Genomic DNA, 21,463 nt, shown 5'->3' on the forward strand with positions numbered 1-21,463 from the left:
CTCGGGTCAGCCGTCGCCCGGCTGGTCCGCCTGTTCCCGGCTGCGCCCCAACGCGTCCACCATGCCCCACCGGCCGGGGATGTCCAGCAGCTCGACCCGACCCATCCCCGGTGGTACGGCCGGGTCGATGATCAGGTGCTCGCCCTGCGGCTCCAGCCCCAACATCACCCGCAGCAGCAGCAGTGGTGTGCCTGTGGACCAGGCCTGGGGGCTGCACGCCGTCGGATACTCCACCGGATAGTCGGTGAGATTCCGGTCGTAGCCGGCGAACGCCTCCGGGAGTCGCCCCTCGAAGTATCGGGACGCCGCCAGCAACGTGTCGCAGAGCTTTCCCGCCTCGTTGCGGAAGCCGTACCGCCACAACCCCCAGGCGATGATCGAGTTGTCGAACGGCCAGACCGTGCCCACGTGGTAGCCGATCGGGTTGTACCGTCCCTCGTCCGCGGCGAGCGTGCGCACCCCCCAGCCGGAGAACAGTCGCGGCCCGAGCAGGTGCTCGACCACCTTGCCGGCACGGGACTCGTCCACGATGCCGCTCCACAGCAGGTGCCCGATGTTCGAGGTGAGCGCGTCCACCTGCCGGCCGTCGGCGTCCAACGCGACCGCGTAGTACTCGCGGTCGGCGATCCAGAAGTCGCGGTCGAACCGTCGCTTGAGGTCGGCGGCCTCCCCCTCCAGCCGGTCGGCGAACTCCGGGTCGTTCCAGAAGGACCGGGCCATCCGGGCGGCCCGCATCTTCGCGTCGTACGCGTACCCCTGTAGTTCGCAGGTCGCCCGGGGGAAGCCGGGAAACTGGCCGTCGGCGTACGAGATGGCGTCCCAGGAGTCCTTCCAGCACTGGTTCTGCAGACCGGTCTCCGGGTTGCGGGTCTGGTACCAGAGGTAGCCGGTACCGAGCAGGTCGCCGTACGTGTCGATCCACTCCAACGCCGCGCGGATCTGCGGCTCCAGCCGACGGACCAACGCGGAGTCGCCGGTCCACCGCTCGTACTCGTCGACCAGGATGACGAACAGTGGCGTCGAGTCGGCCGACCCGTAGTACGGCGAGTGCGGCTGCTCCTCGAAGCCGGCGGTCTCCCCGTACCGCAGCTCGTGCAGGATCTTCCCGGGTTCCTCGTCCCGGAAGTCGTCCACCCGCTGCCCCTGGAGCCCGGCCAGCATCAGGATTGTCGGAGGGACCAGCTCCGGCAGGAACGGCAGCACCTGTAGTGAGGTGATGATGCTGTCCCGGCCGAACAGGGTCATGAACCACGGCAGTCCCGCGGCGATCAGCCGTACGCCCAGGGCGATCGACTCGTAGCGCAGGGCGGCCAGGTCGTTGAGGCTGCGCCGGTACGCCCCGGCCAGCGGCTCGCAGTCGCACCCGAGCTTCGGCGCCCGGTCGATCAGCTCCTGCTGTTCGGCCCGGATGACGTCCGCGCTGCGGCTGCCCCCGTACGGCAGGGTGGCCCGGATGTCCTCGCCACGGGCCCCGTAGACGACGCTCGACACGTGCAGACGGGTGGTCCACTGGCTGTTGCGGGCGATCCGGATCCGGAAGCTCATCCCGGAGGCATCGACCTCCGCCGGCGCGCTCGTGGTGACCACCATCTCCCGGTGGAACGCCTCCCGCCGGTAGGTCAGCCGCAGCTCGTTCTCCGCGACCGAGACGGTGGTCCGGCCCCGCTTCTGCCGCGAATTCTTGATCTCGAACAGGTCGGCGAAGTCGGCCCCGATCTCGATGCGGACGGTGCACTCGACGTCCGCGCCGAGGTGGTTCAGCACGGTCAGCTCCTCCTCGAAGCTGCCCACGATCGCCCGGCTGCGGATCACCGACGCCTTGGCGTCCAGGTAGTGCGTGGGTTCCCCGGGGGCGAGGAAGAACTTGGTGCGGTACGACTCGGTGTCGTCGACGGAGAGGGCGTGCAGCCGTTCGCCGTCCAGGGTCAGCACCCAGGTGGACAGGAACCGGGTGTCGAAGGAGAACAGCCCGGTGGGGAAGTCGTAGGACGGTTCGATGTCCCCCCGCCGGTCGCTGACCAGGAAGGTGTTGCCGTCCAGGATGCTGACGAGTTCCTTCATGCCGGTCGCCCGGCTGTCCGGCGCGCCGTTTCCCGGGGGTCGCGGGTGCCGGGCGGGTCCGGGAAGAACCGGCGGAAGGCGAGGAACAGCACCACGTTGCCGCTGAACGTGCTCTCGTTGCGCAGCACCGCCGCGACAGCCTGGGCCTCGCCGACAATCAGGCGGTCGAAGAGGGCGGCACTGCTGTACCAGATGGCATCGGCCGGCCCGCGCCCTCGGCTGACCTGCACCGACCCGGGCCGCATCCGGACCAGCCAGTGCTCGGTCTGGTCGTCGTCGCCGAGGTCGATCTGAAGGGTTCCGTCGGCCAGGCCGCCCAGGATGTCGGGGGCGCGGGACGGCAGCGCTTCGAAGAACCTCTCCGTCGCCTCGGTCACATCCGAATCGTAGGCAGCCGCCCGGGATGTCGGGTCGGTATCGGCACTCCGCTCGAATCGACAGACCCCGCCGGGCGGTCAGTAGACGAGCGCCTGCGCACCCTCGGCCATCGCCTCCTCGACGAAGACGGCGGCCCCCGCGATCCGAACCCCGGGCAGGACGTCGTCCGGGCCGATCTCGCGTCGGGCCGCGCACTGGGTGCACGCGGTCACCCGACCACTGGTCAGGATGACGTGCAGCAACTCGGCCAGCGGCGCGGAGTGCGGCAGCTCGAACTGCTGGGCGCGACCGGGCAGGGCGAACCAGGTCGACTCACCGGTCAGCCAGAGCGACACGTCCACTCCGGCCGCGACCGCCGTCGCGGCGACCGTGAATGCCTGCGCGCACCGCTCCGGGGCGTCCGCCCCAGCGGTGGCCTTGACGACGAGAGTGCGGGCCATGTGGCCCAGCATAGGATGGCCGGGATGGTTACCGAGATCGGGTTTGTCAGCCTGTTGGTCGCTGGCCTGGGCGGGCTCGCCGGTGGCCTGGTCTACCTTGCCGTACGCATTTCGAGAGGACGCTGGTGAGCGCGAGGAGTGAGCCGGGTCTGCGAGCCCCGCAGTCGCGAACGAAGGTGGCACTGTGAGCGATGAGAACCCGCTGCAGCCGCCGTGGCTGAACGCGCCGCCGGTCGAGGAGTACCCGTTCGAGGAGAGTCACGACCTGCGGGTCGGGCCGAAGCTGCACCCGGCGCTGGATGGCCTGCTGCCCTACATCGGCCTCTGGCGTGGCCGGGGCAAGGGTGGTTTCCCCACCATCGAGGATTTCGACTACGCGCAGGAGATCCGGATCAGCCACGACGGCCGGCCGTTCCTGCACTACGAGTCCCGCGCCTGGATCCTGGACGAGCAGAGCAAGCCGGTCCGCCCGGCCGGTCGCGAGATCGGCTGGTGGCGGCCGGTGCTGGTGGACGGACGGGCGACCGATGAGCTGGAGGTGCTGCTGACCACGCCCACCGGGGTGATGGAGCTGCACCTGGGCAAGCGCACCGGCACCCAGGTGGAGTTGGCCACCGACGCCGTCGTGCGGACTCCGACCGCCAAGGAGGTCACCGGCGGGAAGCGGCTCTTCGGCATCGTCGAGGGCGCGCTGCTCTACGCCCAGGAGATGGCCGCGATGGGGCACGGGCTCAGCCCGCACCTCTCCGCCCGGCTCGTCCGGGTCGGAGGCTGACTAGCCGGGAAAACCCAGCAGCGCCTGGAGGGCGGGGGTGCGCGGGCAGCGGGCCCGACGCACCCCGTCCAGCGTGCGGACCTCGACGGCCCCGCGTACCGACGAGGTGAACCACACGCCGTCCGCCGCGTGCAGCTCGGCCGTGGTGACCATCCGTTCGGCGGCGCCCAGGCCCAGCTCGGCGGCGTGGGCGAGCAGCCAGGCAACGGTCGTGCCGGCGAGGATGCCTGTGGTGGCGGCCGGCACCGTGCAGAGCGTGTCGTCGGTGAGCCACACCACGTTTGCCCACGGGCCCTCCAGGGCGTAACCGTCGGAGGAGATCCAGAGCACGTCGTCCACCCCGGCTCGGTCGGCCCAGCGGCGGGCGGCGCTGTTGACCGCGTACGACGTCGATTTGATCCCGGCCGGCAGCCAACTCAGCCCGTTGCGGGCGTCGGCGGGCACCCCCAGCGGCAGGGTGGCCACACTGATCCCGGCCCGTCGGGCCGCCCGGGAGGCCGCCGGCACCTGGGCCAGCGTGGCGTAGACCGTCGGCGGGCCGCCGCTCTCCGGACCTCGCGTGCAGACCAGCCGAAGCGCCCCCTCCACAGCCGCTGGCCAGCCCGCGCACACCTCGTCGAGCAGGTCGACGAGCGCCGCGGTGGGCGGCACGGCCAGTTCGACGGCGTCGGCCGCGGCGACGAGCCGGGCCAGGTGTTCGTCGCGCAGCCACGGCCGGCCCTGCCGCAGGTGCATGGTCTCGAAGAGGCCGTCACCCCGGAGTACGCCGAGGTCGTCACCGCGGAGCACCGGGTCACCGGCCGGCACCGGCCCGCGTCCGAGGACGACGATCCGCGCGGTCGGATCGGCACCGACCTTCCCGGTGGGCGACATCACCATGACCATCGAGCGTAGCGGCGGTCGATCGCGGCGCGCGGACCGGCATGGTGGCCGAACTATGATCGGACGGTGTCCGAATCCTCCCTCGCGGAAATGCTGCGGGCCCGTGGGCTGCGGCTGACGCCCCAACGGCAGCTCGTCCTCCAGGCGGTGCTCGATCTGGGGCACGCCAGCCCGGAGCAGGTGCACACCGCCGTCCGGGAGGTCGCCGCCGGCGTCAACATCACCACCATCTATCGCACGCTCGAACTGCTGGAACGGCTCGGCCTGGTCACCCACACGCACCTGTCGCACGGCTCACCGACCTATCACGCCGCAGGTGAGCACCAACACGTCCACCTGGTCTGCCGGGAGTGCGGAGCGATCGACGAGATCGATCCTGGGCTGCTCCGGCCGTTGGCCGACGAGTTGGCCGCGCAGCGGGGTTTCCGAGTGGATATCGGGCACGTGTCACTCTTCGGCGTCTGCGTACGCTGCGAGAACGGGGACAACAAATGATCGACATCGCGGGTGCGGTGGCCGTCGAGCGCATCGACGAGGCCAGCCGCGACCAGCCGGATCCGGCGCACGTCGCGGCCGGGGTGCGGGGGGTGGCCGCGCACTACGGGGACCCGCTGCGCGAGCAGCGCACCCTCGACACCGAGGTCGGCCTTGTCGACAGGTCGCACCGGGGGGTCATCGCGGTGCCCGGCGAGGAGCGCGCCGGATGGTTGCACACGATCACCTCGCAGTATCTGACGACGCTGGCCGCAGGTGAGGGCACCGAGTTGCTGGTGCTCTCCCCGCACGGCCACGTCGAGCAGCACGCGCTTGTCGCCGAGGACGGCGAGACCGCCTGGCTGGACACCGAGCCGGGTGCGACCGAGGGCCTGCTCGGTTACCTGGAGAAGATGCGGTTCTTCAGCCGGGTCGACCCGCGCGACGCGACCGCCGAACGGGCGCTGCTGTCGCTGGTGGGGCCGGCGGCGACCGAGGCGCTGGCCACGCTCGGCGTGACCGGGCTGGCCGCACCGGACCTGGTCGCGGTGCCCGGTCCGAAGTTCGCCGCCGGCGCCGTGCCACCGCGGGCGAGTGTCCGGTACGACGTCAAGCCGCTGCCGATCGGCGGCTGGGCGCGGCGCGGCCTGCTCGGGGTGGACCTGCTGGTGCCCCGCTCGGCGATGGAGCAGGTGGTGGCGGAGTTGCGCGGCGCGGGCGTGCCGGTCGCCGGCCTGTGGGCGTACGAGGCGATCCGGGTGGCCGCCCGGCAGCCCCGGGTCGGGGTGGACACCGACCACCGGACCATTCCGGCGGAGGTGGACCTGATCGGCCCGGCGGTGCACCTCGACAAGGGTTGTTACCGGGGGCAGGAGACGGTGGCCCGGGTGCACAACATGGGCAAACCGCCGCGTCGGCTCGTCCTGCTGCACCTGGACGGGGTGACCACCGATCAACCGCCGACGGCCGGCACGCCGGTGACCCTCGACGGCCGGACGGTGGGCTTCGTGGGCACCGCCGTGCTGCACCACGAGTTGGGGCAGGTCGCCCTCGCGGTGGTGAAGCGGAACGTCCCGGACGACGCCGCGCTGCGGATCGGCGAGACGGCGGCGGCGATCGACCCGTCCTGAGCGGGCCGTCTAGGATCGCCGGCATGACGACAGGGACGTTGATCACGGTGGCTCCGACCGGCGCGGAGTCGGCCAAGGCGGAGGTGCCGGCACTGCCGGTGACCCTCGACGAGCTGCTGCTCACCGCCAAGGAGTGCGAGGCGCTCGGCGCCGCCGTGATCCACGTCCACATCCGCGACGACGAGGCTCGGCCGACCCTCGACCCGGTGCGTCTGGCCGACACGGTGGCGGCGCTGCGGGACAGCACCGACCTGATCGTGCAGCTCTCCTCCGGTGGCGCGGTGACCGACCCGGAGGCGGCCCGGCTCGCCGTGCTCGACGCCCGGCCGGACATGGCCTCCTGCACCATGGGCACCGTCAACTTCGGCGACGACGTCTTCCTCAACCGCTGGGAGTTCATCGTCGACCTGCACACCCGGATGCAGGAGCGCGGGATCGTTCCGGAGTACGAGATCTTCGACCTCGGTCACCTGTCCGCGTTGCAGCGACTGCTCGGCAAGTACGGGATGCCGGCCGGCGGGCACGTGCACGTCGACTTCGTGATGGGCGTGCCGGGCGGCATGCCGGGCACCACCGAGACGCTTGTCGCCGCCCACCGGATGCTGCGCGACCTGCCCGAGGGCACCACCTTCTCGGCCACCGGCGTCGGCCGCAGCACACTTCCGGTGCTGTTGGCCGCGCTGTCGACGGGCGGGCACCTGCGGGTCGGCATGGAAGACACGGTGACGTACGCGAAGGGACGTCCGGTGGAGTCCAACATGCAACTTGTCGCCCGCGCGGTGGGTTTCGCGCAGCTCGCCCAGCGCCCGCCGTTGACCACCACCGAGGCCCGCGAGCTGCTCGGGCTGTAAGGCCGGGGTGGTCCTACGCTCCTGTCACCCGGGCGATGGACGACCTGGTCACCCCGCCGACGGGCACCCCGGGACCGTCGGTACCGTCCAGCGCGTGACGAAGACGTACGAGGGCGGCGCGCCGCTCGCCGAGGTGGTCCGGTCCGGGTTCGTGGAGGGCGCGCACCGCGGCTCGGTGGTGGTGCTGGACGCCGCCGGTGTGCCGGTGGCCGCCGCCGGGGACGTGACGTCGCCGGTCTTTCCCCGGTCGGCCAGCAAGCCGATGCAGGCGATCGGGATGCTTCGGGCCGGTCTGACGTTCACCGACCCGGCCGACCTGGCCCTGGTGTCGGCGAGCCACGCGGGTGAGGATTTCCACCTGGCCCGGGTCGGTGCGCTGCTGGAGCGCGCCGGGCTGGACGCGGAGGCGTTGCACTGCCCGCCCGACCTGCCGGCGGGCGCGGCGGCCCGGGAGGCCGTGCTGCGCGCCGGTGGCGGGCCGAGCAGGGTGCAGATGAACTGCTCCGGCAAGCACAGCGGAATGCTGCTGACCTGCGAGGCCGCCGGGTGGCCGCGGGATGGCTACTGGCGGCCGGAGCACCCGTTGCAGCAGCGGTTGCGGGCGGCCATCGAGGAGTTCACCGGCGAGCAGGCGGCGGCGGTGGGTGTGGACGGGTGCGGCGCCCCGGTGCTCGCCGTGTCGCTGACCGGTCTTGCCGGGGCGTACCTCCGGCTGGTCGACGCCGAGCCCGGCTCGGCGCCCCGCGCGGTGGCCGACGCCATGCGTGGGTACCCGGAGATCGTCGGTGGCACCCAGGCCGACGACACCCGGCTCATGCGTGGGGTCCCGGGGCTGCTGGCCAAGATCGGTGCCGAGGGTGTGATCGCGGTGGCCCTGCCGGGCGTCGGCGCCGTCGCATTGAAGATCGACGACGGCGCCGACCGGGCCCGGATGCCGGTGCTGGTCTCCGCGCTGCGCCGGCTCGGTGTGGACGCCCCGGTGCTGACCGAGTACGCGGAGGCGCCGCTCTTCGGCGGCGGCGTTCCGGTCGGCGCGGTCCGCCCGCTCTGGTGACACCAGCGGTCCGTGCTCCGGCGGTCGGAGCCGGCGGACCGCCCAACTGCCCCGTCGCCGTCCGATGCGCGGTCGGGGCCGCTCCGCGCCGCGTGTGCCTCTGCTAGCTCAGGAAGTCGAGCAACGCGGCGTTGACCGGCTCCGGGCGCTCCAGCGGCAACAGGTGCGCGGCGTCCGGCACGTCCGGCAGCCGTACCGCGTTGGGGACCTCGGCGGCGATCCGGTCGGCGAGCCGCCTGATGTCCGGCACGTCCGCGGCCCCGGCGGTGACCAGGACGGGCACCCTCAGCTCGCCGAGGCGACCGATCGCCGGTGGGGTCAGCTCGCCCACCTCGACCGCGCCGAGCGCCAGTTCGGCGGCGAGGGCGCGCTCGTCCATCTCCTGCGCGAACGCGATCAGCTCGGGGTCGACGTCCGCCGGCTGGCGGGCCGGGCCGACCACCCAGAACCGCACCTCGCCGGCCGCTCCGGCGACGAAGTCGTCGGGGTCGACCTCTCCGACCAGGTTGTCCCAGAGGTCGTTGGCCTCCTCGGACCACTCGTTGCCGGAGACCGCGGTGCCGAACAGCGCGAGCGCGCTCACCCGGTCGGGGTGGGCCAGCGCGGTGTCGATGGCGACCGACCCGCCGAAGGAACAGCCGACCAGGGCGGCCCGGGGCAGGCCGAGCGCGTCCAGCAGACCGGCCACGTCGTCGTGGTGCGCGAACGGGGCCGGGGGCAGCTCCGAGTCTCCGTAGCCGCGCAGGTCCGGAACGATCACCCGGTGCCGGGTGGCGAGCGCGGACACCTGCCCCCGCCACATCCGCCGGTCGGCGATGCCGGCGTGCAGCAGCACGACAGGCGAACCGGTGCCGGCCTCGTCGTACGCGATGCTTGCTCCATTGACTGTGATCTTGTGCACGAACGGACCGTACGGATCGGCGGAGCGGTGCGCAAACGGGCGCTGAGACGTTGCTAACTGTGGCTAGCATTTTGCTTGCAAGAGCTAGCGCGGCCGGTTAGCGTCGCTGTCATGGCCACACCGAAGGACCTTCCCGACGTCGGCGGGTTCATCCGCGATCTGCGGCGCAACGCCAAGATCTCGCTCCGGCAGCTCGCCGAGCAGGCGGGGGTCAGCAACCCGTACCTCAGCCAGATCGAACGCGGCCTGCGCAAGCCGAGCGCCGAGGTGCTTCAGCAACTCGCGAGCGCGCTGCGGGTCTCCACCCCGGCGATGTACCTGCGCGCCGGGCTGCTCGACGACAAGGAGGGCCACGGCGTGCTGGCCGCCATCGCGGTGGACGCCGACCTGACGATGGCCCAGAAGCAGTCGCTCAGCCAGATCTACGAGACGTTCCGCCGGGAGAACACCCGGCTGGCCGAGGCCCAGGCCGACGCCGAGGGCACCGGAGCGACAACCCCGGCCGGCGGGACCGGCGCGACAACCCCGACCGACGTCGCCGACCAGCCCGCCGACGTGGCCAACCTGGCCGCCACCGGCCCCACCACCGCAGGCGGCACCCCGACCGAGGCCGTGCTCGAGTCGGTCGCCGTCACCGAGGCGGGCACCGCACCCGCCCCGGGCAGCACCAGCACCCCCGAGAAGAAGGCCGCCGGTCCGGCGGCCCGCGAGGCCGCCCCGGTGGCCGAGGAGGAGACCTCATGAGCGAGCCGAAGACCAATCGCATCCCCGCCCCGCTCTACGCCGCCGCCGGCGCCGGTGAGCTGGCCATCGAGCACCTGCGCAAGCTGCCGGCCGTGGTCGGCGTCCTCGGCACCCGGGTCGTCGCCGACCTGGGCGGTCGGGCCGTGCTGACCGGCTTCGAGTTGCGGCAGAAGGCCACCGAGACGCTGCGGACCGCAAACGAGACCGCCGGGACCCTTCGCGAACTGGACCTGGCCAAGCTGCGCGAGTCGGCCGACCTGGCCAAGCTGCGCGAGGCCGCCGACCTCGACAAGCTGCGGGCTGCCGCGACCCGCAACGCCATCCTTGTGTACGCGGGCGCGCAGGCCGCCCAGGAGCGGGCCTACGCCGCGTACGGCGCGCTTGTCGCCCGTGGTGAGCGGGTCGTCGGCGCCGGTGTGCTGGAGGCGGCCGACACGGTCAACGCCGACATCGAGGCGACCGAGGCCGTGACGCCGGTCACCGCCACCCCGACCGCCCCGGCGGCGACCCCGGCCGACGTGTCGACCCCGGCCGAGGTGTCGACGCCGGCCGACGTGCCGACCCCGGCCGACGTGGCCGAGATCGCCGAGGCCAAGCCGGCCGCCGCCAAGAAGGCCACCCGTGCACCGAAGGCCGCCAAGCCGACCGCGACCCCGTCGGCGAAGCTGCCCGGGGCCACCAAGCGGACCCGTCCGACGGCCGAGTAGTTCGTCAGGTCGACGACCCCGGCGGCGTCCTTGTCGGACGTAGCCGGGGTCCTCGACATAAGCTTGCCCGCATGGCCAACGCCGCGCCGATCTTCGCGTTCGAAGTCCGCTACGTGATCGAGCTGATCCTGCTCGTCTTCGCGCTGATCGTCCAGGGCGTCGCCCTGGTGCACGCGATCACCCAGCGCTCCGACGCCTTCCCCGCCATCGGGACGCTGCCCAAGGGTGGCTGGATCGCCATCCTGGCGGTCTGCCTCGTGCTGACTCTGCTCGGCTTCGGCCCGATCAGCCTCTTCGGTCTGATCGGCATCGCCGCCGGTCTGATCTACCTCCTCGACGTCCGGGTCGGTCTGCGCGACCTGAGCGACGGCAAAGGGTTCTGGTGAGAGGTTTTCGCTGGCCACCCCCACCGGACAGCGGCCCCCGCACCTGGGGTCCCGGCCCGGGCGGGCCGCGCACCGGCCGACCGGCGCTGCCGGAGCCGGAGACCGAGCTGGTCGCCACCCCGCACGGCGTACGGCTGGAACGGCTGGTCACCGGCACCGGTGACCCGGTCACCGTCTTCGCGCACGGGCTGGGCAACGGCATCGCCACCACCCGCCCGTTCGGCAGTGGGGTGACCGGCCGCAAGGTGTTCTTCCAGTTCCGTGGGCACGGGCGGTCCGACGCGCCGGACGGGCCGTGGGACTACCTGGACCTGGCCCGGGATCTACGGGCGATCGCGGACCTCGGCGGGGCCAGTCGGGCATTCGGCGCGAGCCTCGGTGCCGGTGCCCTCTGCCGCCTGATCGCGGAGAGCCCGGAGCGTTTCGAGAAGCTCGTCTTCTTCCTGCCGGCGGTGCTCGACGAGCCGCGCGGGCCGGTCGCCCACGAGCGGATCACGGATCTGCTGGAAGCGGTGCAGAGCGGGGAGGCCTCGGCGGTCGCCGACGTCGTCGCACTGGAGCTGCCCGCGGCGGTGCGCAACACCCCGGCCGGCTGGGCGTACCTGCGGCAGCGCCTCGACCAGCTGTTGCGCGACGGTCTGGCCGAAGGCCTGGCCACGTTGGCCGAGCAGACGTCGCTGCGCCAGATCGGTGACCTCGCGGCGGTCACCGCGCCGGCGCTTGTCATCGGCTGCGCGGGCGACGACCTGCATCCGGTCGAGGTCGCCGAGCGGCTCGCCACCGCGCTGCCCCAGGCCACCCTGCACGTGTACGACAGGCCCGGCGTCCTCTGGACCGACCGCGCCGACCTACGGGACCGCGTCGCCGGCTTCCTCAACGAGTAACCTGCCGTGTCATGGGCGTCACACACCATGGCCGCACGCACCGACTCGACCTTGCCGACCCGACCCTGCGGGAATGGACGTGCACGGTCCTGCACGCCGACGCCGAGCAGGGCATCGTGCTGGACCGCTCGGCGTTCTACCCGGGCGGCGGCGGCCAACCGCCGGACCACGGCGTGCTGCTGTGGCAGGGCGTGCAGACCCGGATCGTCGGCACCCGCAAAGGCGACGACCCGTACCTGATCCCCGCCGAGGGTGACCCGCTGCCGCCGGTCGGCACCGAGGTCGTCGGCGCGCTGGAAGACGAGCGCCGCACCCGGCTGATGCGTACCCACTCGGGCCTGCACGTGCTCTGCGGTGTGGTGTTCCGCGACTTCGGCGCGCTCGTCACCGGCGGAAACATGGAACCGGGCGAGGCCCGGATGGACTTCAACCTCCCCGAGGTCCCGCCGGACTTCAAGAGCCGGATCGAGGAGCTGGTCAACGCCGAGGTGGCCGCCGACCGCTCGGTCGCCACCCGGGTGCTGCCGCGCACCGAGGCGTTGGCCCTGCCGGACATCATCCGTACCCAGTCCAACCTCATTCCGCCGGACGAGCAGGAGGTCCGGATCGTCGACATCGTCGGACTGGACGTGCAGGCCGACGGCGGCACCCACGTCGCGTCCACCGCGCAGATCGGCAAGGTGCAGGTCGTGAAGGTGGAGAGCAAGGGCCGGGCCAACCGCCGCGTCCGCGTCCGGTTGGTGGACTAAGGCGAAGGTTGGTCGCCGAGGTCCCCCCGGTTCGCCAGAGCGGTCCGGGAATTCGGACGCCGGTTGTCAGGTATCGCTGACAACCTCGCTGGTATGACACAACCGCTGACAGGAAAGATCGCGCTGGTCGCCGGCGCCACCCGGGGCGCCGGTCGGCAGATCGCCGTCCAGCTCGGTGCCGCTGGCGCCACCGTCTACGCCACCGGCCGCAGCAGCAGCGCCGGCCGATCAGAGATGGACCGGCCGGAGACCATCGAGGAGACCGCCGAGCTGGTCACCGCGGCTGGCGGCACGGGCATCGCCGTTCGGGTCGATCACCTGGTGCCGGAGCAGGTCCGCGACCTGATCGCCCGGATCGACGCGGAGCAGGGCCAGCTCGACGTGCTGGTCAACGACATCTGGGGTGGCGACCCGCTGGTCACCTGGGACAAACCGGTCTGGGAGCAGCCTCTGGACGCCGGCTTCCGCACCCTGCGGCTGGCCATCGACACGCACATCATCACCAGCCACTTCGCCCTGCCACTGCTGATCCGCAAGCCTGGCGGTCTGGTGGTGGAGATGGGTGACGGCACCAAGGCGTACAACGACGACAACTACCGGCTGTCGGTCTTCTACGACCTGGCGAAGGTCTCGGTCAACCGGCTCGCGTTCTCCCAGGCCCACGAGCTGAAGCCGCACGGCTGCACGGCGGTGGCGCTCACCCCCGGGTGGATCCGTTCGGAGGCGATGCTCGAGCACTTCGGCGTGACCGAGGACAACTGGCGCGACGGCGCCGCCACCGACCCCAACTTCCTCATCTCGGAGACGCCGGCATTCGTCGGCCGCGCGGTGGCCGCGCTCGCCGCCGACGAGGAGAAGGCCCGCTGGAACGGTCGGTCCGTCGATGCCGGCACACTGTCCAAGGTGTACGGCTTCACCGACCTCGACGGCAGCCAACCGGAGGGCTTCCGCTACATCACCGAGGTGGTCGACGCGGGCAAGCCGGCGGACGTCACCGGCTACCGGTAGAGCGCGCCGAGGCGGCCGGCCGCCTCGGCCACCAACTGCCGCAGCTCGGGTGGACCGAGCACCTCCACCTCGGGGCCGAGCCCCAGCAGTTGGTGGTACGCCACCGGGACCGACTCGACGGGCAGCCGCGCCACCACCCAGCCCTGCCCGTCGGGTGGTCCGGCGGCGGCGACCACCTCGTCGTACACCTTGGGGGCGTCGACCAGGTGTCGGAGCTGGCGCAGGCCGGCGGGGCTCAGCCGGACGGTGACCTCGGCCCGCAGCATGGTCCGCAGGAACGACCCGGCCTGCTCGCGCCAGTGCCCGGCCAGGTCGAAGCCCTCGTCGCGGTCGAACTGCTCCTCGCCCACCTCGACCCCGGTGACCCGGTCCACCCGGTAGGTGCGCGCGTCCACGCCGACCCGGCCGACCAGATACCAGATCCCGCTCTTGAGGACCAGCCCGTACGGCTCGGCCCGGCGGCCCACCTCCCGGTCGCCGCGTCGGTAGCGCAACTCCACCACCCGGTCCGCCCAGACCGCCCGGGCCAGCTCGGGAAGCCAGCGCGGTGGCGGGGTCTCCCGGAACCAGCCCGGTACGTCCAGGTGGAACCGCTGCCCGGTACGGGCCGGGGCGTCGCGCAGGGCGGGCGGCAGCGCGGCGAGCACCTTCAGCTCGGCGGAGGCGACCGCGTCGGCGAGCCCCATCTCGCCGGCCGGCCCGGGTAGCCCGCTGAGGAAGAGCGCCTCCGCCTCGTCCCGGGTCAGCCCGGTCAGTCGGGTGCGGTAGCCACCGAGCAGCCGGTAACCGCCGGCCCGACCCCGGTCGGCGTAGACCGGCACCCCGGCGGCGGAGAGCGCCAGCACGTCCCGGTAGACGGTCCGCTCGGAGACCTCCAACTCCCGTGCCAGCTCGCTCGCGGTCATCGACCCGCGCGCCTGCAACAGCAACAGCAACGAGATCAGTCGGGACGCGCGCACCCGCCCATCCTGCCCGGTGCCGCTCACCGCCCGCCGGGCGTCAGCAACCCCCGGTCGTACGCGGTGGCCACCGCGGCGGCGCGGTCGTTGACCCCGAGCTTGGCGTACACGTGCAGCAGGTGTGTCTTGACGGTGGCCTCGCTGATGAACAGGCGGGTCGCCGCCTCCCGGTTGGAGGCGCCCCGGGCCACCAGGGTGAGGACCTCCAGCTCCCGGTGGCTGAGCGGCTCCTCGGCCGGAGCGCGCAGCCGACCCATCAGCCGGCCGGCGACGCTCGGCGCGAGCACCGACTCACCCCGGGCCGCCGCCCGGACCGCGCGAACCAGCTCTTCCCGAGGGGTGTCCTTGAGCAGGTAACCTGTCGCACCTGCCTCGATCGCCGGCAGCACGTCCGCGTCCGTGTCGTAGGTGGTGAGCACCAGCACCCGGGCGGCGCTGCCGGCGCGAGCCAGCCGGCCGATGGCGGTCACCCCGTCCATCCCGGGCATCCGGAGGTCCATCAGCACCACGTCCGGCCGCAGCGTCGCGACCAGGACCACCGCCTCGGAGCCGTCCGCGGCTTCGCCCACCACCTCGAAATCGGGGTCGCCGGTGAACATCCCCCGCAGGCCGTCCCGTACGACCGGATGGTCGTCGACGATCAGCAGTCGTACCGGGGCGGTCAACCGGCACCTCCGGGCAGCGCGGGGACGGACGCCGAGATCGCGGTGCCGTTGCCCGGCTCGGATTCGACTGCCAACTCGCCACCGACCCGGGTCACCCGCTGCCGCATGGCGGTCAGCCCGTACCCGCCGCCCGGCTCGCGGGGCGTCGGCCGGTCGGTGAGGTCGAAGCCGGCCCCGTCGTCACGGACGTCCAGCGTGACCACGTCCGCCATGTACGACAGGGTCAGCCCGACCCGCGATGCGGCGGCGTGCCGGGCGACATTGGACAGCGCCTCCTGGGCGGCCCGCAGCAGGGTCACCTCGACCTCCGGGTGCAGTGGGCGGGGCGTGCCGGTGGTGGCCACGTCGGCGCGTACCCCGTTGAGGGCCGACCAGCGGCCGCCCAGCTCGACCAGGGCGTCCGGTAGCCGGGCCGTCTCCAACGGTTCCGGGCGGACCGCCTGTACCGAGCGGCGGGCCTCGGTGAGGCTCTCCCGGGCCAGTGCGAGCGCGTTGTCGACGTGCCGGCGCCAGTCGGCGGACCGGTCGCGGCTCTGCTCGGCCGCCTCCAGTTGGGTGATGATGCCGGTCAACCCCTGCGCCAGGGTGTCGTGGATCTCCCGGGCCATCCGTTGCCGCTCGTCCAGCACGCCGGCCTCCCGGGCCTGGGTGAGCAGTTGGGCGTGCAGCCCGGCGTTCTCCCGGGCCGTCTCGGTGAGTTGGTGGTTGGCCTCGCCGAGTTCCGCCACCAACCGCTTACGTTTGGCGTCCTCCTGCTCGGCGACCATCGCGAACCAGCTCAACGAGCCGGCCACCACCAGGTTGAAGAGCACCAGCACCAGCCAGAGCGGCAGGTGCGACGTCACCACCGACAGACCGCCGCCCTGCGACGTGGCGACCAGGGTGGCGGTGGTGACCACACCGGCGATCCGCCAACGAGTACGGAGCACCGGAAAGGCGTGGATGTAACCGACCCAGGCGAAGAAGCCGTACCACGGGCTGACGGCCACCAGTGCGGCGGCGAACGCGAGCAGCCCGGCGTAGTAGACAGCCATCAGCCCACGCCGGCTCTGCCAGCCGGGATGCAATGTGACGAACCAGGCGACCCAGCATCCGGCCGCCACGGCGACGGCGAGGGTGGGCAGTGTCCCGAGATGATCGGGTGCCGGTGCGACGAGGGCCAGCAGGGTGCCCAGGGTCAGCCCGCCGAAGGGGAACACCCGATAGAGGCTCGCCTCGCGCTCCCGCCAACTGGTCAGACGGTCGTGCCCACCGTTGCAGGTCACCGCATCTCCGCTCACTCCCAGCGGAACAGTTTCGCCGCGCTGGCGCCGGCCGCCACGGCGATCACCGCCATTATCGCCAGGTTCAGCGGCTGCGGCGACGTGCCGGTCCAGGCGTCGAGGAGCGCCTGCACACCGGGCGGCGTGTAGTCGCCGATCCGCGCCACGACGTCCGGAAGCAGGAACCGGGGGAGGTAGACGCCGCCGAAGAACATGGTGACCAGGAACAGCGGTACGGCCAGGGCCTGTGCCGCCTTCGTCGTCCGGGCCACGGCGGCGACAAGCAGGCCGAGCGACAGCAGCGCCGCCGTGCCGAGGAGGAACGCCAGCGTGAAGCCGAGCGGGTGCCGGGGGAACGGGACCCCGAACGCGAGCCGGGCGACGAGGATGAGCAGCAGCGCACTGGCCAGGATCCCGGCCAGGGCCAGCACCAGTTGGGCGGCGAGCAGAGCCGCCGGGTGCGCCGGTGTCGTCGCCAGCCGGCGCAGTACGCCCCGTTCCCGGTAGGTGGCCAGCACGGCGGGCAGGGTGTTCACCCCCACCATGGCGAGGGTGACGACCAGCAGCGACGGGGCGAAGTAGCTGACGAAGGTCTGCCCGTCGAAGGTCGGGTCCGGCTCGCGGAGCGCGGGGATCAGCCCGAGCACCGTCAGGATCAGGGTGGGTAGCCCGACAGTGGTGAGCAGCGTCGGGCGGTCCCGCAGGTAGAGGCGAGCCTCGATCCTCAGGATCTGGCGAAAGGCGTGCATGGTGGCTCCCTTCTCAGTTGGTGGAGCGGTGCCCGGTCAGCTCCACGAAGGCGTCGTCGAGGGTGGACTGCTCCAGCCGAAGGTCCGCGGCGACGATCTGGTGGCGGGCGAGCACCGAGGTGACCGCGTGCAGCAACTCGCCGGTGCCGGTCACCACCACCTGGCTACCGGTGCGCTGCACGGCGGAGACTTCGGGCAGGTCGGTGAGCAGCCGGTCGTCGACCGGAGCCGAGGGTCGGAACCGGATCCGCTGCTGCGGCGCCACCGCCGACACCAGGCCGGCCGGGCTGTCCAGGGCGACCACCCGGCCGCGGTCGATCACCGCGACCCGGTCACAGAGCCGCTCGGCCTCCTCCATGAAGTGGGTGACAAGCACGATCGTCACCCCGCTGTCGCGGACCTGTTCGATCAGACCCCAGGTGTCCCGGCGGGCCTGCGGGTCCAGCCCGGTGGTCAGCTCGTCGAGGATCGCAATCTCCGGGTTGCCGACCAGGGCCAGCGCGATGGAGAGCCGCTGCTTCTGACCGCCGGAGAGCTTCTTGTACGCGGTGTTCCGCTTGTCGCCGAGACCCAGCTTGTCGAGCAACGCGGCCGGGTCCGCCGGGTTGCGGTAGAACGAGGCGTACAACTCCAGTGCCTCGGCGACCCGGAGCCGGTCCGGCAGTTGGCTCTCCTGCAGTTGCACCCCGACCCGCTGGCGAAGCTGGGCCGCGTCCCGGCGCGGGTCGAGCCCGAGGACCGACACCCCGCCCCCGTCGGGGACACGCAGCCCGGCGACACACTCCACGGTGGTGGTCTTGCCGGCGCCGTTCGGACCGAGGACGCCGAAGATCTCCCCGGCCTCCACGGCGAGCGATACGTCGTCCACCGCCACCAGGCCGCCGTACCGCTTCTTCAGGTGGGTCACCTCGATGACCGGCATCGTGCCGCCTTCCGCCGCCGCTGACTTCGTACCCCTCAAGGGTTGTCGGGGTGGCCCGGCGGCGAATCGACCGGTCGGCGATGATCGCCGGTGTCCCCGGTTGATCGCCTCCGTCCGTCAACCGGTTGATGCGTGCGATGCGGGTCGCTGCTAGCGCTCCGCCCGGCAGATTCGATCACGGCTGGTTAGGCTGCTCGATCGTGGATGCCAGCAGAATCGCCAGCCCGGTGACCGGGGTCGTCGGACGCTTCCTCGCCGGGGCGGGGCTGCTCCTGCGCGGGCTCGGCCTCTACGTCCGCAGCCCGGGGCTGATGCTGCTCGGCGTCGTGCCGGCGCTGATCTCCGGCGCGCTGTTCCTGGCCGCGCTCGGCACCCTGGTGTACTTCGTGGACGACCTCGCCGCGCTTGTCACCCCGTTCGCCGACGACTGGTCGAGCACCACCCGCAGCCTGGTCCGGGTGATCGCCGGGCTGGCCTTCCTGGGCGTTGGCGGCCTGCTCGGAGTGCTCACCTTCACCGCGGTGACCCTGGTCATCGGCGACCCTTTCTACGAGAAGATCTCCGAGCGGGTCGAGCAGCGGTACGGCGGCACGCCCGGCGCGGTCGAGGTGCCGTTCTGGTCGTCGCTGCGCCGCAGCCTCGCCGACTCGGTACGGCTGGTGGCGCTCACGGTGCTTGTGGGAATTCCGCTGTTCCTCGCCGGCTTCATCCCGGTGGTCGGTCAGACTGTCGTCCCGGTCATCGGGGCGGCGGTGGGCGGGTGGTTCCTCGCCGTGGAGCTGGTCGGTGCGCCCTTCTACCGACGCGGTATGCGGCTGCCGCAACGCCGGACGATCCTGAAGGCCGACCGGGCCACCTCGCTCGGCTTCGGGGTGGCGGTCTTCCTCTGCTTCCTCATCCCGCTCGGCGCGGTGCTGATCATGCCGGCGGCGGTGGCCGGTGCCACCCTGCTGGCCCGCCGCTCGATGGGCCAGTCGATCGAGAGGGACTGACATGGAGATCACCCTGGTCGAGGGGGACATCACCACCCAGCGGGTGGACGCCATCGTGAACGCCGCGAACTCGTCCCTGCTCGGCGGCGGTGGCGTCGATGGCGCGATCCACCGGCGTGGCGGCCCGGCCATCCTGGCCGAGTGCCGGGCGTTGCGGGCGTCCCACTACGGCAGGGGCCTGCCCACCGGCCAGGCCGTGGCGACCACCGCCGGCGAGCTGCCGGCCCGCTGGGTGATCCACACCGTCGGGCCGGTCTGGTCGGGCGGCGAGGACCGGTCGGCGCTGCTGCGCGACTGCTACGCCAACAGTCTCCGGGTGGCCGACGAGCTGGGCGCGTCCACGGTGGCGTTCCCGCTGATCTCCGCCGGCATCTACGGCTGGCCGGTCGACGACGCGGTCCAGCAGGCACTGTCGGTGCTGCGCGCGGCCACTCCGGCCACCGTCACCGAGGCACGCCTGGTGCTCTTCGGCCCCGACACCCACGCGACAGCCCGCCAGGTCTTCGACGCCGCCTGACATCGGCCACAGCCACCGCTTCCGCGTCGATCAGGTGTTGAAAAGTAGGTCTCCGAGGCGATTCTGACCTACTTTTCAGCACTTGATCACCGTGGCTCGGATGGGTGCTCATCAAGCGGCTTGACGTGGTCACTCGCGTCCGGCGAACTCCGCGATGAAGGCGCGCCAGGCTGCCGGCCCGAAGGTCAGGGTCGCGCCATGACGGGCCTTGGAATCCCGGACCAGCACGACGCCGGGCAGGTTGTCAGCGACCTCGACACAGTTGCCGCCGTTCGTCCCGGACTTCGTCGACTTGCGCCAACGGGCGTCGGTCATGTCCATGTCTTCGCCGCTTCCTTGATCAGATCTAGAGAGGGTCGGCGGGGGAGTGCGTCTCGCAGGACGGCCTCCCACGTCTTTTGGAGCGTAGGGGTCGGGTCGGCGACGCTGCCGAACCTCCAGCTTGATCACTAAGCCGCCCGTGCGTCGTCCCACAGGGACTCGAAGTGCTCCACGTAACGATCAAACGGACCGCCGTTACCACGGCGTCGGAGGTGCATCGTCACCGAGTCCTGTCCGAGACCTGCGCCGATGTGCGTAGCCACGATCGCCTCGTCATCGAAGACCCAAACTGACATGGCAACGTGTCGTTCCGACATTCGGGTGGCAAGGGGTTCCGGAGACTTCGCGATCTCCGACTGGGTCATGGCGATGCGAGTCGCGAGCGTGAGCGGAGTCGACTCGATGCGCTCTCGCGCCGTAGTGACCTCGCTGCCAGGATCGCCGAGCAGGAAACGCACATCGGCGCCGTTCTGGGCCTTCGCACCGATCGTGGTGGCGGCGTTGGGCACCTCAAGCCATACGAAATAGCTCGTGTATCCGCCGAACCACAACCGAGTGCCAGCTTTGTCGATCAACTCGCGGAACAGTGAACGCGGAAGGTCGGATCGGCGGGCGTACACGCCGACCAACTCACGGTCTGAACCGACCTTGACAGCGCGACGGACGACTTCGGGCCATAGCACCTCTACATCCTGACCCAACACCCCTGCGGCCCGCATCCGGGAGCGTGGGTGAGGGATGCGGCCCCTGCTGATCCACCGCTCAACCGTCTTCGGGTCCACACCGCACTTCTCGGCGAGGTCAGCAACGGTCAGCCCCGCAGATCTGAGGGCGTGTCCGAGGGCGTCGTTTCGCATCATCGCAAGGGGACCTCTCCTAGACGTCCCCGATGGTCGCACACGGACGGTACAGGCGTCCGATACCCGCTGAAACCGTGTGGAGCGGTACCGCTGGCGGAGGCGACTACCGGCGGCGGTGCCGGCCCAGGGTCGCCAGTTGGGCGAGAGCTCAGTGCGGCCCCGCCCAATGATCGGAGTGGGGTGCATCGATGGATGGTTGGGTGAGAGGGTCCACGCGGAAGGTGAAGTCGGGCAATGTCCTGCACCTGACCCGCGCGGCGAGTGTGCAGTTCCTCCGGCCGATATTCGTCCGCGTGATCCGGCTTCCCGACTGGGTGACCTATGACGGCTGGCTCTGGATCGAGGGCTACGAGCTGGGCCCGAGGGGCGAGGCGGTCGTACGGCGGTCGCTCTTCGTCCAGACGGCGGGGCTGATCTGGCGGGACGCTCCGATTCCGACCGCCCGGCCCACGGCCCGCCGGCCGGTCCGCCGTACGTCGGTGCGGGTCGGGTGATCGCCCGCCCTCGGCCGCATCTGCCGATGCGCCCCGCGTGGTTGTGTCGCAACTGCGCCGCGCCGTGGCCCTGCGGTCCGGCTCAACTCGACCTCGTTGCCGAGTTCTACGGTCACTCGATCGCTCTGGCGTTCTACCTGGCCTCGTCGATGCAGGAGGCCGTCGACGACACGTACGGCCTGGGCGGGTGCCCGGATCTCGCCGTGATGCACAACCGCTTTCTGGGGTGGCTGTCCCTGGCCCGCAGGTCGCGCCGGCCTGATCGCCGTTGAGGATCGAGCCTCAGGAGTGCCCCGGA

Annotated in this window: 28 protein-coding genes and 1 pseudogene; 16 read left to right on the forward strand and 13 right to left on the reverse strand. The window is 71.7% G+C overall.

Annotated features, from left to right (window positions below; all coding sequences use genetic code 11):
• Positions 1 to 6: 6 nt before the first annotated feature.
• From ACPXBU_RS27320 to ACPXBU_RS27330, 3 genes are all read right to left on the reverse strand, one after another.
• The gene (locus tag ACPXBU_RS27320; protein ID WP_393369795.1) at positions 7 to 2,061 is read right to left on the reverse strand and encodes an amylo-alpha-1,6-glucosidase; all 2,055 of its coding nucleotides are present in this window, start codon (positions 2,059 to 2,061) and stop codon (positions 7 to 9) included.
• Complete coding sequence (locus tag ACPXBU_RS27325) at positions 2,058 to 2,438, reverse strand: SCP2 sterol-binding domain-containing protein (RefSeq protein WP_393369797.1); 381 nt, start codon at positions 2,436 to 2,438, stop codon at positions 2,058 to 2,060. The genes ACPXBU_RS27320 and ACPXBU_RS27325 overlap by 4 nt, the downstream gene beginning before the upstream one ends.
• 78 nt (positions 2,439 to 2,516) lie before the next feature.
• Positions 2,517 to 2,891, reverse strand: coding sequence for a DsrE family protein (locus ACPXBU_RS27330; RefSeq protein WP_030490116.1), 375 nt, complete (start codon positions 2,889 to 2,891; stop codon positions 2,517 to 2,519).
• Between the two features lie 12 nt (positions 2,892 to 2,903).
• Here ACPXBU_RS27330 and mtfM point away from each other — a divergent pair, with 12 nt between their 5' ends.
• Both mtfM and ACPXBU_RS27340 read left to right on the forward strand, forming a co-directional pair.
• A complete protein-coding gene (gene mtfM / locus ACPXBU_RS27335; RefSeq protein WP_030327764.1) occupies positions 2,904 to 3,008 on the forward strand; it encodes a small membrane protein MtfM in 105 nt (34 codons plus the stop codon).
• A 55-nt stretch (positions 3,009 to 3,063) separates the two neighbouring features.
• Positions 3,064 to 3,654, forward strand: coding sequence for an FABP family protein (locus ACPXBU_RS27340; protein ID WP_425760249.1), 591 nt, complete (start codon positions 3,064 to 3,066; stop codon positions 3,652 to 3,654).
• Here the strand turns inward: ACPXBU_RS27340 and ACPXBU_RS27345 are convergent, their stop codons facing one another.
• On the reverse strand, positions 3,655 to 4,533 hold the full coding sequence (locus tag ACPXBU_RS27345; protein WP_425760251.1) for an aminotransferase class IV: 879 nt from the start codon (positions 4,531 to 4,533) through the stop codon (positions 3,655 to 3,657).
• A 69-nt stretch (positions 4,534 to 4,602) separates the two neighbouring features.
• Here ACPXBU_RS27345 and ACPXBU_RS27350 point away from each other — a divergent pair, with 69 nt between their 5' ends.
• The 4 genes from ACPXBU_RS27350 (at position 4,603) to ACPXBU_RS27365 (ending at position 8,045) form a co-directional block, all read left to right on the forward strand.
• Positions 4,603 to 5,031, forward strand: coding sequence for a Fur family transcriptional regulator (locus tag ACPXBU_RS27350; protein ID WP_357253782.1), 429 nt, complete (start codon positions 4,603 to 4,605; stop codon positions 5,029 to 5,031).
• Entirely contained in the window at positions 5,028 to 6,140 is a 1,113-nt protein-coding gene (locus tag ACPXBU_RS27355) for a YgfZ/GcvT domain-containing protein (RefSeq protein WP_425760252.1), read from the forward strand. The genes ACPXBU_RS27350 and ACPXBU_RS27355 overlap by 4 nt, the downstream gene beginning before the upstream one ends.
• A gap of 23 nt (positions 6,141 to 6,163) precedes the next feature.
• Positions 6,164 to 6,991 carry a 3-keto-5-aminohexanoate cleavage protein gene (locus tag ACPXBU_RS27360; protein ID WP_425760253.1) on the forward strand — a complete coding sequence of 276 codons (828 nt, stop codon included), beginning with the start codon at positions 6,164 to 6,166 and terminating at the stop codon, positions 6,989 to 6,991.
• A gap of 94 nt (positions 6,992 to 7,085) precedes the next feature.
• Positions 7,086 to 8,045 (forward strand): asparaginase, encoded by a 960-nt coding sequence (locus tag ACPXBU_RS27365; RefSeq protein ID WP_425760254.1) that lies wholly within the window; start codon positions 7,086 to 7,088, stop codon positions 8,043 to 8,045.
• A 103-nt stretch (positions 8,046 to 8,148) separates the two neighbouring features.
• Here ACPXBU_RS27365 and ACPXBU_RS27370 read toward each other — a convergent pair whose 3' ends face one another.
• Complete coding sequence (locus tag ACPXBU_RS27370) at positions 8,149 to 8,946, reverse strand: alpha/beta fold hydrolase (RefSeq protein WP_425760255.1); 798 nt, start codon at positions 8,944 to 8,946, stop codon at positions 8,149 to 8,151.
• Positions 8,947 to 9,057: 111 nt separating this feature from the next.
• On the opposite strand from ACPXBU_RS27370, the gene ACPXBU_RS27375 reads away from it, so the two are divergent.
• The 6 genes from ACPXBU_RS27375 (at position 9,058) to ACPXBU_RS27400 (ending at position 13,424) form a co-directional block, all read left to right on the forward strand.
• Entirely contained in the window at positions 9,058 to 9,690 is a 633-nt protein-coding gene (locus ACPXBU_RS27375; protein ID WP_425760256.1) for a helix-turn-helix domain-containing protein, read from the forward strand.
• Entirely contained in the window at positions 9,687 to 10,397 is a 711-nt protein-coding gene (locus tag ACPXBU_RS27380; protein ID WP_425760257.1) for a hypothetical protein, read from the forward strand. Before ACPXBU_RS27375 ends, ACPXBU_RS27380 begins: the two co-directional genes overlap by 4 nt.
• Positions 10,398 to 10,468: 71 nt before the next feature.
• Positions 10,469 to 10,783 carry a DUF2516 family protein gene (locus ACPXBU_RS27385; protein ID WP_088950380.1) on the forward strand — a complete coding sequence of 105 codons (315 nt, stop codon included), beginning with the start codon at positions 10,469 to 10,471 and terminating at the stop codon, positions 10,781 to 10,783.
• Positions 10,780 to 11,667 (forward strand): alpha/beta fold hydrolase, encoded by an 888-nt coding sequence (locus tag ACPXBU_RS27390; protein WP_425760258.1) that lies wholly within the window; start codon positions 10,780 to 10,782, stop codon positions 11,665 to 11,667. Before ACPXBU_RS27385 ends, ACPXBU_RS27390 begins: the two co-directional genes overlap by 4 nt.
• Before the next feature lie 11 nt (positions 11,668 to 11,678).
• Complete coding sequence (locus ACPXBU_RS27395) at positions 11,679 to 12,416, forward strand: alanyl-tRNA editing protein (protein WP_425760259.1); 738 nt, start codon at positions 11,679 to 11,681, stop codon at positions 12,414 to 12,416.
• A 93-nt stretch (positions 12,417 to 12,509) separates the two neighbouring features.
• The gene (locus ACPXBU_RS27400; RefSeq protein WP_425760260.1) at positions 12,510 to 13,424 is read left to right on the forward strand and encodes an SDR family oxidoreductase; all 915 of its coding nucleotides are present in this window, start codon (positions 12,510 to 12,512) and stop codon (positions 13,422 to 13,424) included.
• Here the strand turns inward: ACPXBU_RS27400 and ACPXBU_RS27405 are convergent.
• From ACPXBU_RS27405 to ACPXBU_RS27425, 5 genes are read right to left on the reverse strand one after another with little or no spacing between them, the layout of a single operon-like run.
• Positions 13,415 to 14,383, reverse strand: coding sequence for a helix-turn-helix transcriptional regulator (locus ACPXBU_RS27405; protein ID WP_425760262.1), 969 nt, complete (start codon positions 14,381 to 14,383; stop codon positions 13,415 to 13,417). The genes ACPXBU_RS27400 and ACPXBU_RS27405 overlap by 10 nt on opposite strands.
• A gap of 23 nt (positions 14,384 to 14,406) precedes the next feature.
• Positions 14,407 to 15,048, reverse strand: a complete 642-nt coding sequence (locus tag ACPXBU_RS27410) for a response regulator (protein WP_425760263.1) — start codon at positions 15,046 to 15,048, stop codon at positions 14,407 to 14,409.
• Positions 15,045 to 16,313 (reverse strand): sensor histidine kinase, encoded by a 1,269-nt coding sequence (locus ACPXBU_RS27415; RefSeq protein WP_425760264.1) that lies wholly within the window; start codon positions 16,311 to 16,313, stop codon positions 15,045 to 15,047. Before ACPXBU_RS27415 ends, ACPXBU_RS27410 begins: the two co-directional genes overlap by 4 nt.
• Positions 16,314 to 16,324: 11 nt before the next feature.
• Positions 16,325 to 17,059, reverse strand: a complete 735-nt coding sequence (locus ACPXBU_RS27420) for an ABC transporter permease (protein ID WP_425760265.1) — start codon at positions 17,057 to 17,059, stop codon at positions 16,325 to 16,327.
• Positions 17,060 to 17,072: 13 nt separating this feature from the next.
• Positions 17,073 to 17,981: an ABC transporter ATP-binding protein gene (locus tag ACPXBU_RS27425; protein ID WP_425760266.1), complete on the reverse strand. Its 909-nt coding sequence runs from the start codon at positions 17,979 to 17,981 to the stop codon at positions 17,073 to 17,075.
• Positions 17,982 to 18,181: 200 nt separating this feature from the next.
• On the opposite strand from ACPXBU_RS27425, the gene ACPXBU_RS27430 reads away from it, so the two are divergent.
• Together ACPXBU_RS27430 and ACPXBU_RS27435 are read left to right on the forward strand one after the other, a co-directional pair.
• On the forward strand, positions 18,182 to 18,973 hold the full coding sequence (locus tag ACPXBU_RS27430) for an EI24 domain-containing protein (RefSeq protein WP_425760267.1): 792 nt from the start codon (positions 18,182 to 18,184) through the stop codon (positions 18,971 to 18,973).
• Position 18,974: 1 nt separating this feature from the next.
• Complete coding sequence (locus tag ACPXBU_RS27435; RefSeq protein ID WP_425760268.1) at positions 18,975 to 19,490, forward strand: O-acetyl-ADP-ribose deacetylase; 516 nt, start codon at positions 18,975 to 18,977, stop codon at positions 19,488 to 19,490.
• 129 nt (positions 19,491 to 19,619) lie between these two features.
• Here the strand turns inward: ACPXBU_RS27435 and ACPXBU_RS27440 are convergent, their stop codons facing one another.
• From ACPXBU_RS27440 to ACPXBU_RS27450, 3 genes and pseudogenes are all read right to left on the reverse strand, one after another.
• The gene (locus ACPXBU_RS27440) at positions 19,620 to 19,811 is read right to left on the reverse strand and encodes a DUF397 domain-containing protein (RefSeq protein ID WP_425760269.1); all 192 of its coding nucleotides are present in this window, start codon (positions 19,809 to 19,811) and stop codon (positions 19,620 to 19,622) included.
• Positions 19,802 to 19,912: pseudogene (locus tag ACPXBU_RS27445) on the reverse strand (XRE family transcriptional regulator); the annotation flags it as partial. The pseudogene ACPXBU_RS27445 and the gene ACPXBU_RS27440, both read right to left, overlap by 10 nt.
• Before the next feature lie 27 nt (positions 19,913 to 19,939).
• The gene (locus ACPXBU_RS27450; RefSeq protein ID WP_425760270.1) at positions 19,940 to 20,668 is read right to left on the reverse strand and encodes a helix-turn-helix domain-containing protein; all 729 of its coding nucleotides are present in this window, start codon (positions 20,666 to 20,668) and stop codon (positions 19,940 to 19,942) included.
• Positions 20,669 to 20,859: 191 nt separating this feature from the next.
• Here ACPXBU_RS27450 and ACPXBU_RS27455 point away from each other — a divergent pair, with 191 nt between their 5' ends.
• Both ACPXBU_RS27455 and ACPXBU_RS27460 read left to right on the forward strand, forming a co-directional pair.
• Positions 20,860 to 21,165: a hypothetical protein gene (locus tag ACPXBU_RS27455; RefSeq protein ID WP_425760271.1), complete on the forward strand. Its 306-nt coding sequence runs from the start codon at positions 20,860 to 20,862 to the stop codon at positions 21,163 to 21,165.
• Positions 21,162 to 21,437 carry a hypothetical protein gene (locus ACPXBU_RS27460; RefSeq protein ID WP_425760273.1) on the forward strand — a complete coding sequence of 92 codons (276 nt, stop codon included), beginning with the start codon at positions 21,162 to 21,164 and terminating at the stop codon, positions 21,435 to 21,437. The genes ACPXBU_RS27455 and ACPXBU_RS27460 overlap by 4 nt, the downstream gene beginning before the upstream one ends.
• The last annotated feature ends 26 nt before the right edge of the window (positions 21,438 to 21,463 follow it).

It is taken from the genome of Micromonospora sp. DT231 (genome assembly GCF_049847025.1).
Lineage (GTDB): Bacteria > Actinomycetota > Actinomycetes > Mycobacteriales > Micromonosporaceae > Micromonospora.

Coding starts and splice junctions, on each gene's coding strand:
- ACPXBU_RS27320 (WP_393369795.1), bottom strand. CDS start 2,061: ATGAAGGAACTCGTCAGCATCCTGGACGGCAACACCTTCCTGGTCAGC.
- ACPXBU_RS27330 (WP_030490116.1), bottom strand. CDS start 2,891: ATGCTGGGCCACATGGCCCGCACTCTCGTCGTCAAGGCCACCGCTGGG.
- mtfM (WP_030327764.1), top strand. CDS start 2,904: ATGGTTACCGAGATCGGGTTTGTCAGCCTGTTGGTCGCTGGCCTGGGC.
- ACPXBU_RS27345 (WP_425760251.1), bottom strand. CDS start 4,533: ATGGTGATGTCGCCCACCGGGAAGGTCGGTGCCGATCCGACCGCGCGG.
- ACPXBU_RS27355 (WP_425760252.1), top strand. CDS start 5,028: ATGATCGACATCGCGGGTGCGGTGGCCGTCGAGCGCATCGACGAGGCC.
- ACPXBU_RS27360 (WP_425760253.1), top strand. CDS start 6,164: ATGACGACAGGGACGTTGATCACGGTGGCTCCGACCGGCGCGGAGTCG.
- ACPXBU_RS27375 (WP_425760256.1), top strand. CDS start 9,058: ATGGCCACACCGAAGGACCTTCCCGACGTCGGCGGGTTCATCCGCGAT.
- ACPXBU_RS27380 (WP_425760257.1), top strand. CDS start 9,687: ATGAGCGAGCCGAAGACCAATCGCATCCCCGCCCCGCTCTACGCCGCC.
- ACPXBU_RS27385 (WP_088950380.1), top strand. CDS start 10,469: ATGGCCAACGCCGCGCCGATCTTCGCGTTCGAAGTCCGCTACGTGATC.
- ACPXBU_RS27395 (WP_425760259.1), top strand. CDS start 11,679: ATGGGCGTCACACACCATGGCCGCACGCACCGACTCGACCTTGCCGAC.
- ACPXBU_RS27400 (WP_425760260.1), top strand. CDS start 12,510: ATGACACAACCGCTGACAGGAAAGATCGCGCTGGTCGCCGGCGCCACC.
- ACPXBU_RS27420 (WP_425760265.1), bottom strand. CDS start 17,059: ATGCACGCCTTTCGCCAGATCCTGAGGATCGAGGCTCGCCTCTACCTG.
- ACPXBU_RS27425 (WP_425760266.1), bottom strand. CDS start 17,981: ATGCCGGTCATCGAGGTGACCCACCTGAAGAAGCGGTACGGCGGCCTG.
- ACPXBU_RS27435 (WP_425760268.1), top strand. CDS start 18,975: ATGGAGATCACCCTGGTCGAGGGGGACATCACCACCCAGCGGGTGGAC.
- ACPXBU_RS27440 (WP_425760269.1), bottom strand. CDS start 19,811: ATGGACATGACCGACGCCCGTTGGCGCAAGTCGACGAAGTCCGGGACG.
- ACPXBU_RS27450 (WP_425760270.1), bottom strand. CDS start 20,668: ATGCGAAACGACGCCCTCGGACACGCCCTCAGATCTGCGGGGCTGACC.
- ACPXBU_RS27455 (WP_425760271.1), top strand. CDS start 20,860: ATGGATGGTTGGGTGAGAGGGTCCACGCGGAAGGTGAAGTCGGGCAAT.